Below are 12788 nucleotides of genomic sequence, written 5' to 3' on the forward strand. Positions count from 1 at the left end.
CTACCCCTTCAGCAGCCCGGCCGCGATGTCGACCGCGCCCGCCACGTCGCCGTCGGCCGGATAGAGCAGGGTGCGCCCCGCCACCAGCCCCCGCACGGTGGGCAGACGCAGCGCGCCGCGCCACTTCTCGTACGCCGCCTCCTGTTCCCCCGGGGTCGTGCCGGTGTCCCCGCCGAGCAGCACGGCGGGCAGGGTGGTGGTCGCCATCACCCGGGCCATCTCGTCGGGTTCGTCGGTGACGGGCACCTTCAGCCAGGTGTACGCGGAGGTGCCGCCCAGGCCGGAGGCGATGGCGAGCGAACGCGTCACGGCGTCCGCGCCCAGATCGTTGCGCAGCCGTCCGTCGCGCCGGTGACAGATGAACGGCTCCACGAAGACGGGAAGCCGACGCTCCGCCATCGCGTCGATGGCGCGGGCCGCCGTGTGCAGGGTGTCGAGCGAGCCGGGGTCCTCGTAGTCGAGGCGCAGCAGCAGCTTGCCCGCGTCGAAGCCGAGCCGGGCGAGGTCCTGGGCGCGGTGGCCGGTGAAGCGGTCGTCCAGTTCGAAGGCGGATCCGGCGAGCCCGCCCCGGTTCATCGAGCCCATCACGACCTTGTCCTCCAGGGCCCCCAGGAGCAGCAGGTCCTCCAGGATGTCGGCGCTGGCGAGCACCCCGTCGACGCCGGGCCGGGACAGGGCGAGGCAGAGCCGTTCCAGCAGGACGGACCGGTCGGCCATGGCGAAGGCGTCGTCGCCGACGGCGAGCGCGCCCCGGGCGGGGTGGTCGGCCGCGACGATCAGCAGCCGCCCGGAGTCGCGGACGAGCGGGCGCCGGGCGCGCCGGGCGGCCGCCTCCGCGACGGCCTCGGGACTGCGGGCGCGGACCCCGGCCAGCTCGCCGGGGCTGACGTGGACGCTCACGGCGCTCCCCCCGCCAGGACGCGCTCGACCTCGGCCGGGTACGGCATCGCGGAGGAGCAGGCGAGGCGGGCGGCGACGATCGCGCCGGCGGCGTTGGCGTACCGCATCACGCGTCCGGTGTCCCAGCCCGCCAGCAGGCCGTGGCAGAGGGCCCCGCCGAACGCGTCCCCCGCGCCGAGCCCGTTGACCACCTCGACGGGGACGGGCGGCACCTCGGCGGCGCCGCCGTCCCGGTGCAGGGCGAGCACCCCCTCGGGTCCCCGTTTGACCACGGCGAGCTCGGCCCCGGCGGCGAGCAGCGCCCGGGCGGCGGCGTGCGGCTCGCGCTCGCCGGTGGCCACCGCGCACTCCTCCACGTTGCCGACGGCGACCGTCGCGTGCCGCAAAGCCTCGCGGTAGTACGGGCGCGCCTCCTCGGGGTCCGTCCAGAACATCGGCCGCCAGTCGAGGTCGAAGACCGTGGTGCCCGCGCGCGCCCGGGCGGCGAGCGCCGCCAGCGTGGTGGAGCGGCTCGGCTCGACGCTCAGGCCCGTGCCGGTGACCCAGAAGATCCGTGCCGCGCGGATCGCGTCCAGGTCGAGGTCCGCCTCGTACAGCTCCAGGTCGGGGGCCTTGGGGGCGCGGTAGAAGTACAGCGGGAAGTCGTCCGGCGGGAAGATCTCGCAGAAGGTGAGCGGGGTCGCCAGGCCCGGCACGCTCTTCACCCAGCGGGCGTCGACGCCGAACGCGCCCAGCTCCTCGCGGAGATACGTCCCGAAGGGGTCCTCGCCGGTGCCGGTGACCACGGCCGTGCGGCGCCCGAGCCGGGCCGCCGCGACCGCCACGTTCGAGGGCGAGCCGCCGAGGAACTTGCCGAACGACGTCACCTTCGCGAGCGGCACGCCGGTCTGGAGGGGATAGAGGTCCACCCCGATCCGCCCCATGGTGATCACGTCGTACGGAACCGCCTCCATGCACGCCCCCTTCATCGGTGCCCCTCGGCCGTCCCAGGTCTAGCGGCCCCGGACCGGCCCTGTCAATCTTTTGTCCTGACATTCGGACGTAGCCTTGACACCGTTCCGGCGCCCCCGGAAGGCTGCTCCCATGACGACGGCCAAGACTCGTATCCGGATCGGCTCGGCCCCCGACTCCTGGGGCGTCTGGTTTCCCGACGACCCCCGCCAGGTCCCCTGGACCCGCTTCCTCGACGAGGTCGCCGGGGCCGGATACGGGTGGATCGAACTCGGACCGTACGGCTACCTCCCCACCGACCCCGCGCGCCTCGCCGACGAGACCGCGCGCCGGAACCTGCGCGTCTCGGCCGGGACCGTCTTCACCGGGCTGCACCACGGCCCCGCCGTGTGGGACACCACCTGGGAGCACGTCGCGGACGTGGCGGAGCTGACCCGGGCCACCGGCGCCGGCCACCTGGTGGTCATCCCCGCGTTCTGGCGCGACGACAGGACGGGCGAGGTGCTGGAGAGCTCCACGCTCGGCGCCGCGCAGTGGCGCGACCTCGCCCGGCAGACCGAACGCCTCGCCCGCGAGGTGCGCGAGCGCTACGGGCTGCGGATCGTGGTGCACCCGCACGCCGACACCCACATCGACAGCGAGGAGAACGTGGCCCGCTTCCTCGACGCCACCGACCCCGACCTGGTGAACCTGTGCCTGGACACCGGGCACTACGCCTACTGCGGCGGCGACAGCGTCAAGCTCATCGAGACCTACGGGGAGCGCATCGGCTACCTCCACCTCAAGCAGGTCGATCCGGACGTCCTGGCCCAGGTGCACGCCGAGCGGCTGCCGTTCGGGCCCGCCGTCGCCCGGGGGGTGATGTGCGAGCCGCCCGCCGGGGTGCCCGCCCTCGAACCGGTCCTCGCCGCCGCCCAGGCACTCGACGTGGACCTGTTCGCGATCGTGGAGCAGGACATGTACCCGTGCGACCCGGACCGCCCGCTGCCGATCGCCACGCGCACGCGCGCGTTCCTGCGCTCCTGCGGGGCGTGACGCGATGGCCTCCGCACCGCTCGGGATCGCCGTCATCGGCACCGGCAAGATGGGCGCCGACCATGTGCGCCGCCTCACCACCGTGACCGGCGGGGCCCGGGTCGCCGCCGTCGCGGACATCGACGGCGAGCGCGCCAAGGAGGTGGCCGGCCCCATCGAGGGCTGCTCCGCCCACACCGACCCGGTCGCCGCGATGGCCGCTCCGGGCGTCGAGGCGGTCCTGATCGCCTCCTCGGGGCCCGCCCACGAGAGCGCGCTCCTGGAGGCGTTCCGGCGCGGTCTTCCCGTGCTGTGCGAGAAGCCGCTCACCCCGGATCCGGAGGGGGCCCTGCGGGTCCTGGAGGCCGAGACCCGGCGGGGGCGGCGGCTGGCGCAGGTCGGGTTCATGCGGCGCTACGACGCCGAGTTCACCCGCCTCAAGGCGCTGCTCGACGAGGGCGGGCTCGGGCGGCCGCTGTTCCTGCACTGCCGCCACCGCAACGCCACCTCCCCCTCGTTCTTCACCACCGAGATGCTGATCCGCGACTCCGTCGTCCACGAGGTCGACACGGCCCGCTGGCTGCTCGGCCAGGAACTCACCGCCGTCCAGGTGCTGCGTCCGCGCCCCTCCTCGCACGCGCCCGAGGGCCTGGGCGACCCGCAGCTCGTGCTCTTCGAGACGGCCCGGGGCGCGGTCGTCGACGTGGAGATCTTCGTCAACTGCGGCTTCGGGTACGAGGTGCGCTGCGAGGCGGTGTGCGAGCGCGGGGCCGCCTCCGTCGGAGACGGGAGCGGACCAGTCGTGCGCTCCGGCGGGCGCTGGGGCGGCGAACTCCCGCAGGACTTCACGACCCGCTTCGCCGACGCGTACGACCGCGAGGTGCAGGCGTGGGTCGACGCCACCCGGCGGGGCCGCGTCGAGGGCCCCGGCACCTGGGACGGCTACATGGCGGCCGTGGCCTGCGAGGCGGGCGTACGGGCCCAGCACTCGGGCGAGCGGGTGCGCGTGGAACCGGCGCGGGAGATGCCGGAGCTGTACGCGTAGGACGGGCGGGCGCTGAGGACGGGGGCGCGGCGGGCCCGGGCGGGGGCACGGCGGGCCGCCGGTCGGCGCGGCGGGCCCGGGCGGGGGCACGGCGGGCCCGGTGGTCGGCGCGTGCGGGCACGGGTGAGGGCGCCTGACGGCCCGAACCCGCCCCATTCGTCACCCCTGTCACAACCGTCCCTTTCCTGTCACACATGTCTCCATTACGCGGGTCTTGCGTCACAGAGGGTCGACAGCCGCACCCCAGCCTTCACTCTCCGTCGTTCAACGGGCACAGGCTGAGTGATCGTCAACTGTCCGCGCCCAGCTCCCCCGACGGCCGCCAGACCGCCGCTGCGGCGCACGCAGGGAGGTGTCCACCATGACCGACCGACGGCTCTGGTCGTACAAGGAGATCGCCGCGCACATCCGCGTCCAGCCGGACACGGTCCGCTCGTACCGCAAACACGGGCTGCTGCCCGCCCCCGACCTCGTCGAGAACGGCAAGCCCTTCTGGTACGCCGACACCATCCGCACCTGGGTCGCCCGCCGCCCCGGGAACCGGGGCCGCAAAGGCAACGACTGACTGGGAGGTCCGCGCGCACGGTAGTGGATTTATACCCCCCAGGGGTATAACGTGGAGCCTGTCAGCGGGTCCCGGCCTTCTCGTGACCCCCTGGTGCACCATGGAATCCGTACCCCCGAAGAGGAGAAGTCCATGACCGCCGAGACCGAAGCCGCCGCCAGCACGACCGGCTCCTGCTGCTCGCCCGCCGGCTCCTGCCACAGCGAGGGCCCGGCCGACGTCCAGGTCGGCTCCGTCACCACCGTCTACCGGGTCTCCGGGATGACCTGCGGGCACTGCGAGGGCGCTGTGTCGGGCGAGATCGGCGAGATCGCCGGCGTCGGCTCGGTGAAGGCCGTCGCGGCGACCGGCGAGGTGACCGTCGTCTCGGCGGCTCCGCTGGACGACGAGGCCGTCCGCGCGGCGGTCGACGAGGCCGGCTTCGAGCTGGTCGGCCGGGCCTGAGCGGCCCGGTCTTCCTCTTCCGGGCCGTACGACCAGCGCATCCGCGCCGTACGGCCCGGTCTCTTTTTCAGGAGTCCACGTGGAAACGAACACGGTCGAGCTGGCCATCGGCGGTATGACCTGCGCCTCGTGCGCCGCCCGTATCGAGAAGAAGCTGAACCGGATGGACGGGGTCGAGGCGAGCGTCAACTACGCGACCGAGAAGGCGAAGGTCGCCTTCGTCGACGGCGTCGAAGTGGCGGGCCTGGTCGCGACGGTCATCAAGATGGGGTACACCGCCGAGTCACTCGCGCCGCCCCCTCCTCCGCCCCCGCCGCCCACCCGGACCGAGCAGGACGCGCCCGCGCGCTCCGGGGCGCGGGAGCCCGAACAGCCGCCCGTGCCCCGCGCCGACGCGCGGGCCGACGCGGCGGACGCCGCCGAGAGCCGCACCGCGCGGGCGCTCGCCGCGCTGCGCCAGCGGCTCCAGGTCTCGGCCCTGCTCGCGGCGCCCGTCGTGCTGCTGGCCATGGTGCCCTCGCTCCAGTTCGACAACTGGCAGTGGCTGAGCCTCACCCTGGCCGCGCCCGTCGTGGTCTGGGGGGCGCTGCCCTTCCACCGGGCGGCCTGGGCCAACCTGCGCCACGGCTCGGCCACCATGGACACCCTCGTCTCGGTGGGCACGCTCGCCGCCTTCCTCTGGTCGCTGTGGGCGCTGTTCCTCGGTGACGCGGGGATGCCCGGGATGCGCCACGGCTTCGACGCCACCGTCAGCCGTACGGACGGCGCGTCCGCCATCTACCTGGAAGTCGCGGCCGGGGTCGTCACCTTCATCCTGCTCGGCCGCTATCTGGAGGCCCGCTCCAAGCGGAAGGCGGGCGCGGCCCTGCGGGCGCTGCTCGAACTCGGCGCCAAGGACGTCGCCGTACTGCGGGAGGGACGCGAGGTGCGCCTGCCCATCGGCGAGCTGCGGGTCGGCGACCGGTTCGTGGTGCGGCCCGGCGAGACGGTCGCCACCGACGGCACGGTCGTGGAGGGCGCGTCCGCCGTGGACACGTCCATGCTGACCGGCGAGTCCGTCCCCGTGGACGTGAGCGCGGGCGACGGCGTCACCGGCGCCACCGTCAACGTCGGCGGCCGCCTCGTCGTCGAGGCGACCCGGATCGGCGCCGACACCCAGCTGGCCCGGATGGCGCGCCTGGTGGAGGACGCGCAGAACGGCAAGGCCGAGGTCCAGCGCCTCGCCGACCGCATCTCCGGCGTCTTCGTACCGGTCGTGCTGCTCGTCTCGCTCGGCACGCTGGTGGGCTGGCTGCTGGCCACCGACGACATCACCGCGTCCTTCACGGCCGCCGTCGCGGTCCTGATCATCGCCTGCCCGTGCGCCCTGGGACTCGCGACCCCGACCGCGCTGATGGTCGGCACCGGCCGGGGCGCCCAGCTCGGCATCCTCATCAAGGGCCCCGAGGTCCTGGAGTCCACCCGCCGCGTCGACACGGTCGTCCTCGACAAGACCGGCACGGTCACCACCGGCCGGATGAGCCTGTACGACGTGTACGCGGCGGAGGGCACCGACGACAAGGAACTCCTGCGGTACGCGGGCGCCCTGGAGCACGCCTCCGAGCACCCCATCGCCCGCGCGATCGCGGAGGGCGCGGTCGAACAGGCGGGAGAGCTGCCCGTCCCCGAGTCGTTCCGCAACCTGCCCGGGCGCGGGGTCGAGGGCGTGGTCGAGGGCCACACGGTCTTCGTGGGCCGGGGCGTCGAGCTGCCCGCCGCCCTCGCCGGCGCCAAGGCGGCCGCCGAGGCCGAGGGGCGTACGGCGGTCGTGGTGGCCTGGGACGGGGCCGCGCGGGGCGTGCTGACCGTCGCCGACGCGGTGAAGGAGACCAGCGCCGAGGCGGTGGCCATGCTGCGCGGCCTCGGGCTGCGGCCGGTGCTGCTGACCGGGGACAACCGGGCGGTGGCCGAGGCGGTGGCGGCCCGGGTCGGGATCGCCGCCGAGGACGTCCACGCCGAGGTGCTGCCCGAGGAGAAGGTCGACGTGGTCAAGCGGCTCCAGGCCGAGGGCCGTTCGGTGGCGATGGTGGGCGACGGCGTCAACGACGCGGCGGCCCTGGCCACCGCGGACCTGGGGCTCGCCATGGGCACCGGGACGGACGCGGCGATAGAGGCGTCCGACCTGACCCTCGTTCGGGGGGATCTGCGGGTCGCGGCCGACGCGATCCGGCTCTCCCGGCGGACCCTGTCGACCATCAAGGGCAACCTGTTCTGGGCCTTCGGCTACAACGTGGCCGCGGTTCCGCTCGCCGCGGCGGGCCTGCTGAACCCTATGATCGCGGGCGCGGCTATGGCGTTCTCCTCGGTCTTCGTGGTAACCAACAGCCTACGGTTGCGCTCCTTCACCTGATCTCCACAAAGAGAGCTAGATCACAGAGATTATGAGGTAACCATCGGACCGGTTCGGGAGTCTAAGTGGGCGATGCCGAGGATGTCTTGGGGGACGTCCATGGAATGTCTTGGGGGACGTTCCAGGCAGCGCGTTGGCCGGGGCACGTACCACGGGGAGCTTTGAGCGGCCCACCCGTGACGTACGTACCCCGGCAGACCGCAGGGCTCCCGGCCGGATCCCGTGGGGGGAATCCGCACCGGGTATAGGGGAAGCGCCCCGCCCGCCAACCCGTGGGGGGATTGGTGGGCGGGGCGCTTCTGTGTTTTTTGGGGCTCGGTTCGCCTCCGGGGCGCAAAAGCCTGTGTCGAGAGCCCGATCGTGCTCAGCCCTCCTTCGTCGGGCCTCCGCGCGTTCGGTCTCTCGACACAGGCGCGCCCCTTCGGCTCACTCGCCGGGGGTTGGGCGCATCCCCTACGCGACCGGAAGGGTCAGCGGGCCTCGACGGGGACGAAGTCGCGCAGGACCTCGCCCGTGTAGATCTGGCGCGGGCGGCCGATGCGGGAGCCGGGCTCCTTGATCATCTCGTGCCACTGGGCGATCCAGCCCGGCAGCCGGCCGAGCGCGAACAGCACCGTGAACATCTCGGTCGGGAAGCCCATCGCGCGGTAGATCAGACCCGTGTAGAAGTCCACGTTCGGGTACAGGTTGCGCGAGACGAAGTAGTCGTCGGAGAGCGCGTGCTCCTCCAGCTTCAGCGCGATGTCGAGCAGCTCGTCGGACTTGCCGAGGGCCGACAGGACGTCGTGCGCGGCAGCCTTGATGATCTTCGCGCGCGGGTCGAAGCTCTTGTAGACCCGGTGGCCGAAGCCCATGAGCCGGACGCCGTCCTCCTTGTTCTTCACCTTGCGGATGAAGGAGTCGACGTCGCCGCCGTTGGCCTGGATGCCTTCCAGCATCTCCAGGACCGACTGGTTGGCGCCACCGTGCAGGGGGCCCCACAGGGCGCTGATGCCGGCGGAGATCGAGGCGAACATGTTCGCCTGCGAGGAGCCGACCAGGCGCACGGTGGAGGTGGAGCAGTTCTGCTCGTGGTCCGCGTGCAGGATGAGCAGCTTGTCGAGCGCCGAGACGACGACCGGGTCCAGCTCGTACTCCTGCGCCGGGACCGAGAACGTCATCCGCAGGAAGTTCTCGACGTAGCCGAGGTCGTTGCGCGGGTAGACGAACGGGTGACCGATCGACTTCTTGTACGCGTACGCCGCGATCGTCGGAAGCTTGGCGAGCAGCCGGATCGTCGAGAGGTGGCGCTGCTTCTCGTCGAACGGGTTGTGGCTGTCCTGGTAGAACGTGGACAGCGCGGAGACGACCGAGGACAGCATGGCCATCGGGTGGGCGTCGCGCGGGAAGCCGTCGAAGAAGCGCTTGACGTCCTCGTGCAGCAGCGTGTGCTGGGTGATCTCGCTCTTGAACGTCGACTGCTGGTCGACCGTCGGCAGCTCGCCGTTGATGAGGAGGTACGCGACCTCCAGGAAGGTCGAGCGCTCGGCGAGCTGCTCGATCGGGTATCCGCGGTAGCGCAGGATGCCCTGCTCGCCGTCGAGGTAGGTGATGGCGGATTTATAGGCGGCAGTGTTGCCGTATCCGCTGTCCAGGGTCACGAGACCGGTCTGGGCCCGGAGCTTCCCGATGTCGAAGCCCTTGTCGCCGACGGTGCTGTCGATCACCGGGTAGGTGTACTCGCCATCGCCGAACCGCAGTACTACAGCGTTGTTAGCGTTCTCGCTCACGTCATCCCTCACCGACGTAGTGCCTCTTCTTCGAGGTGCCCTGACTGTCTCTACCATCCCCCATTTGGCTCAGCAGAGTGCACTCGGGGTCGCCCATTGGGCTTATTAGCGGCACTCAGTGCCGTCAACCTGCTCATCCTGCCCCCTTCGCCCCGGTTCTGGAAGCCCTAGGTGATGTTTCCCACCAAGGGCCCTCCTGACAGCCGATGAGCGAGTGCGGTAAAGCGTCTGCCTGCGGAAACCGTACGCACTGCCTGGCCGATCGCCTTGCGGGACCCCACCAGGACGACGAGTTTTCTGGCGCGGGTGACCGCCGTGTAGAGCAGGTTCCGCTGGAGCATCATCCACGCGCCGGTGGTGACCGGGATCACCACCGCCGGATACTCGCTGCCCTGCGAGCGGTGGATGGTCACCGCGTACGCGTGGGACAGCTCGTCCAGTTCGTCGAAGTCGTACCCCACCTCCTCGTCCTCGTCCGTCAGCACCGTCAGCCGCTGTTCGTCCAGGTCGAGCGCGGTCACCACGCCGACGGTGCCGTTGAAGACGCCGTTCTCGCCCTTCTCGTAATTGTTCCGGATCTGGGTGACCTTGTCGCCGACCCGGAACACCCTTCCGCCGAACCGCTTCTCGGGCAGATCGGGGCGGGCCGGGGTGATGGCCTGCTGGAGGAGGCCGTTGAGGGTGCCCGCGCCCGCCGGGCCGCGGTGCATCGGGGCGAGCACCTGCACGTCGCGCCGGGGGTCTAGGCCGAACTTGGCGGGGATGCGGCGCGCGGCCACGTCCACCGTGAGCCGCCCGGCGTCCTCGGTCTCCTCCTCCACGAAGTGGAAGAAGTCGCTGAGGCCCTGGGTGAGCGGGGGGACTCCGGAGTTGATGCGGTGGGCGTTGGTGACCACGCCGGACTGCTGGGCCTGCCGGAAGATCCTGGTGAGCCGCACCCGCGGCACCGGTCCGCCCTCGGCGAGCAGATCCCGCAGCACCTCGCCGGCGCCGACGGAGGGCAGCTGGTCCACGTCCCCGACCATCAGCAGGTGGGCGCCCGGGGCGACGGCCTTCACCAGCTTGTTGGCGAGCAGCAGGTCGAGCATCGAGGCCTCGTCGACCACGACCAGGTCGGCGTCGAGCGGGCGGTCCTTGTCGTACGCCGCGTCGCCGCCCGGCTTCAGTTCAAGGAGGCGGTGGACGGTGGACGCCTCGGCGCCGGTCAGTTCGGCGAGCCGCTTGGCGGCGCGGCCGGTGGGCGCGGCGAGCACCACCTTGGCCTTCTTGGCGCGGGCCAGCTCCACGATCGAGCGCACGGTGAAGGACTTGCCGCAGCCGGGGCCGCCGGTGAGCACCGCGACCTTGCTGGTGAGCGCGAGCCGCACGGCCTCCTGCTGCTCGGGGGCGAGCTCGGCGCCGGTGCGCCCGGCGAGCCAGGACAGGGCCCGCTCCCAGTCCACGTCCTGGAAGCCGGGCATCCGGTCCTCGCCGGTGCGCAGCAGCCGGACGACCTGGGCGGCCAGGGAGAACTCGGCGCGGTGGAAGGGGACGAGATAGACGGCGTTGACCCGCTCGGCCCCGCCCTGCGGTCCGGGGACCGGCTCGCGGACGACGCCCTCCTCGGCGACCAGCTCGCCCAGGCAGTCGATCACCAGCCCGGTGTCGACCTGGAGGAGCTTCACCGAGTCCGCGATCAGCTGCTCCTCGGGAAGGAAGCAGTGGCCCTGGTCGGTGGACTGGGACAGGGCGTACTGAAGGCCGGCCTTGACGCGCTCCGGGCTGTCGTGCGGGATGCCGACGGCCTGGGCGATGCGGTCGGCGGTGAGGAAGCCGATGCCCCAGACGTCGGCGGCCAGCCGGTAGGGCTGGTTCTTCACCACGGAGATCGAGGCGTCCTCGTACTTCTTGTAGATGCGCACGGCGATGGAGGTGGAGACGCCGACGCCCTGGAGGAAGACCATGACTTCCTTGATGGCCTTCTGCTCCTCCCAGGCGGCCCCGATCAGCTTGGTGCGCTTGGGGCCGAGGCCGGGCACCTCCACCAGGCGCTGCGGCTGCTGCTCGATGATGTCGAGCGTGTCCGTGCCGAAGTGCTCCACGATGCGGTCGGCGATGCGGGGGCCGATGCCCTTGATCAGGCCGGAGCCGAGGTAGCGCCGGATGCCCTGGATGGTGGCGGGCAGGACCGTCGTGTAGTTCTCCACGGTGAACTGCTTGCCGTACTGCGGGTGGGAGCCCCAGCGGCCCTCCATGCGCAGGGATTCGCCCGGCTGCGCGCCGAGGAGCGACCCCACCACCGTGAGGAGGTCGCCGCCGCCGCGCCCGGTGTCGACCCGGGCGACCGTGTAGCCGTTCTCCTCGTTGGCATAGGTGATCCGCTCCAGGACCCCTTCGAGCACCGCGAGATTGGACATGATCCGACGCTACCCGTGGCCTCGGACACCCGGGGACGCCTGTGGACAACTTTCCCGGGCCGGCCGGGGGTTCGCCCGGAGGCCGGGAGCGCACGGGAATTCAAGGGGGCCCGGTCCGTATGACCGGGCCCCTCGATTCCCTCCCCATTCCCTCCCCTGCCGGCGTCCCCTTCGGACCCCCCCCGGATCCCTCCCCTGGAACACCGACGCCAACTAAGACACCCGTCACGCCAGAAGGGTTGTACAACTGCGGGCAGTTATTTTTCCGGAATCCCGAGATACCGGCAAAGGGGGGCAAGCAGGGAGGTTTTTCCTCCGGCCGGTCCTCACGCCGCCTTCAGGTAGCCCCCGTCCACCACGAGGTCCGCCCCCGTGGTGCTGCCCGACCGCGGCGAGGCCAGCAGGGCCACCGCGTCGGCCACCTCCTGCGGGGTCACCAGGCGGCCGGTGGACATGTTCATCATCTGCGGGGCCAGGGTGTCCATCACCGTGTCGCGGTCCGAACCCGCCATGGCCGCGATCACGTCGGCGGCGCCGCCCTCCTCGGTCCACCACGCGGTCCGTACCGCCCCGGGCGAGACGGTGTTGAAGCGGACGCCCCGGGGTGCGTACTCCTCCGACAGGACCTTGGTGAGGTGGGTCAGGGCCGACTTGGCCGCGCCGTACTCGGCGTTGCCGACCGAGGGCTGGCGGGCCAGGGCCGTCGAGACGGTGACGACCGCGCCGCCGCCGTCGGCGAGCAGGTGCGGCAGGGCGGCGCGGACCGTCCGTACCGCCGAGAACAGGTTGAACTCGAAGATCGCGGACCAGTCCGGGTCGTCCGCGTCCAGGAACGAGGTGCGCGGCAGGGACACGCCCGGCGGCGGCCCGCCCGCGTTGTTGACCAGGACGTCCAGCCCGCCGAACTCCTCGACGGTACGGGCCACCACGCGCGCGGGGGCCCCGGGGTCCATCAGGTCGGCCGGTACGTGGACCAGCCCGGGGCGGGCCAGCTTCTCCAGCTCCGGGCTGGTGCGGCGGGAGACCGCGACCACGCGGGCACCCTCGTCCAGCAGGGTGCTCACCACGGCGAGGCCGATGCCCTTCGAGGCGCCGGTGACGAGCGCGGTGCGGCCGGAAAGACGCAGGTCCATGGGGTTTCTCCTCGGGGTTGCGGCCTTGCCCCGAAGGGGGCGAACCGGAGGCCGTGCCCACGATCCTGCTCGGCCGCGCCCGCATCGGCTGGCGGGAATCCGTCGGCGAACTCCGCCCCGGACGCACCCCCTCCAGCCCTCTCCGGCGGCCGCTGCGCGCGCGTGCGTCCCGGGCCCGCCGC

Annotated in this window: 10 protein-coding genes; 5 read left to right on the forward strand and 5 right to left on the reverse strand. The window is 72.2% G+C overall.

Going from position 1 to position 12788, the window contains the following annotated elements:
• Together ABZ404_RS19755 and iolC are read right to left on the reverse strand one after the other, a co-directional pair.
• The gene (locus tag ABZ404_RS19755) at positions 1–900 is read right to left on the reverse strand and encodes a deoxyribose-phosphate aldolase (RefSeq protein WP_358832182.1); all 900 of its coding nucleotides are present in this window, start codon (positions 898–900) and stop codon (positions 1–3) included.
• Positions 897–1853, reverse strand: coding sequence for a 5-dehydro-2-deoxygluconokinase (iolC, locus tag ABZ404_RS19760; RefSeq protein ID WP_358832181.1), 957 nt, complete (start codon positions 1851–1853; stop codon positions 897–899). Before iolC ends, ABZ404_RS19755 begins: the two co-directional genes overlap by 4 nt.
• A gap of 130 nt (positions 1854–1983) precedes the next feature.
• Between iolC and ABZ404_RS19765 the strand changes: the two genes are divergently transcribed.
• The 5 genes from ABZ404_RS19765 (at position 1984) to ABZ404_RS19785 (ending at position 7308) form a co-directional block, all read left to right on the forward strand.
• Positions 1984–2886: a sugar phosphate isomerase/epimerase gene (locus ABZ404_RS19765; RefSeq protein WP_358832180.1), complete on the forward strand. Its 903-nt coding sequence runs from the start codon at positions 1984–1986 to the stop codon at positions 2884–2886.
• Positions 2887–2890: 4 nt separating this feature from the next.
• On the forward strand, positions 2891–3910 hold the full coding sequence (locus ABZ404_RS19770; protein WP_358832179.1) for a Gfo/Idh/MocA family oxidoreductase: 1020 nt from the start codon (positions 2891–2893) through the stop codon (positions 3908–3910).
• A gap of 361 nt (positions 3911–4271) precedes the next feature.
• Positions 4272–4475, forward strand: coding sequence for a MarR family transcriptional regulator (locus tag ABZ404_RS19775; RefSeq protein WP_358832178.1), 204 nt, complete (start codon positions 4272–4274; stop codon positions 4473–4475).
• A gap of 132 nt (positions 4476–4607) precedes the next feature.
• Positions 4608–4919 (forward strand): heavy-metal-associated domain-containing protein, encoded by a 312-nt coding sequence (locus ABZ404_RS19780; RefSeq protein ID WP_358832177.1) that lies wholly within the window; start codon positions 4608–4610, stop codon positions 4917–4919.
• 79 nt (positions 4920–4998) lie between these two features.
• Entirely contained in the window at positions 4999–7308 is a 2310-nt protein-coding gene (locus ABZ404_RS19785) for a heavy metal translocating P-type ATPase (RefSeq protein ID WP_358832176.1), read from the forward strand.
• A gap of 470 nt (positions 7309–7778) precedes the next feature.
• On the opposite strand, the gene ABZ404_RS19790 is transcribed toward ABZ404_RS19785, so the two are convergent.
• From ABZ404_RS19790 to ABZ404_RS19800, 3 genes are all read right to left on the reverse strand, one after another.
• The gene (locus ABZ404_RS19790) at positions 7779–9077 is read right to left on the reverse strand and encodes a citrate synthase (RefSeq protein ID WP_101388377.1); all 1299 of its coding nucleotides are present in this window, start codon (positions 9075–9077) and stop codon (positions 7779–7781) included.
• Between the two features lie 167 nt (positions 9078–9244).
• Entirely contained in the window at positions 9245–11473 is a 2229-nt protein-coding gene (locus ABZ404_RS19795) for an ATP-dependent RecD-like DNA helicase (RefSeq protein WP_358832175.1), read from the reverse strand.
• Between the two features lie 326 nt (positions 11474–11799).
• Positions 11800–12606: an SDR family oxidoreductase gene (locus ABZ404_RS19800; protein ID WP_358832174.1), complete on the reverse strand. Its 807-nt coding sequence runs from the start codon at positions 12604–12606 to the stop codon at positions 11800–11802.
• Between the last annotated feature and the right edge of the window lie 182 nt (positions 12607–12788).

This window comes from Streptomyces sp. NPDC005878 (assembly GCF_040629815.1).
GTDB lineage: Bacteria > Actinomycetota > Actinomycetes > Streptomycetales > Streptomycetaceae > Streptomyces.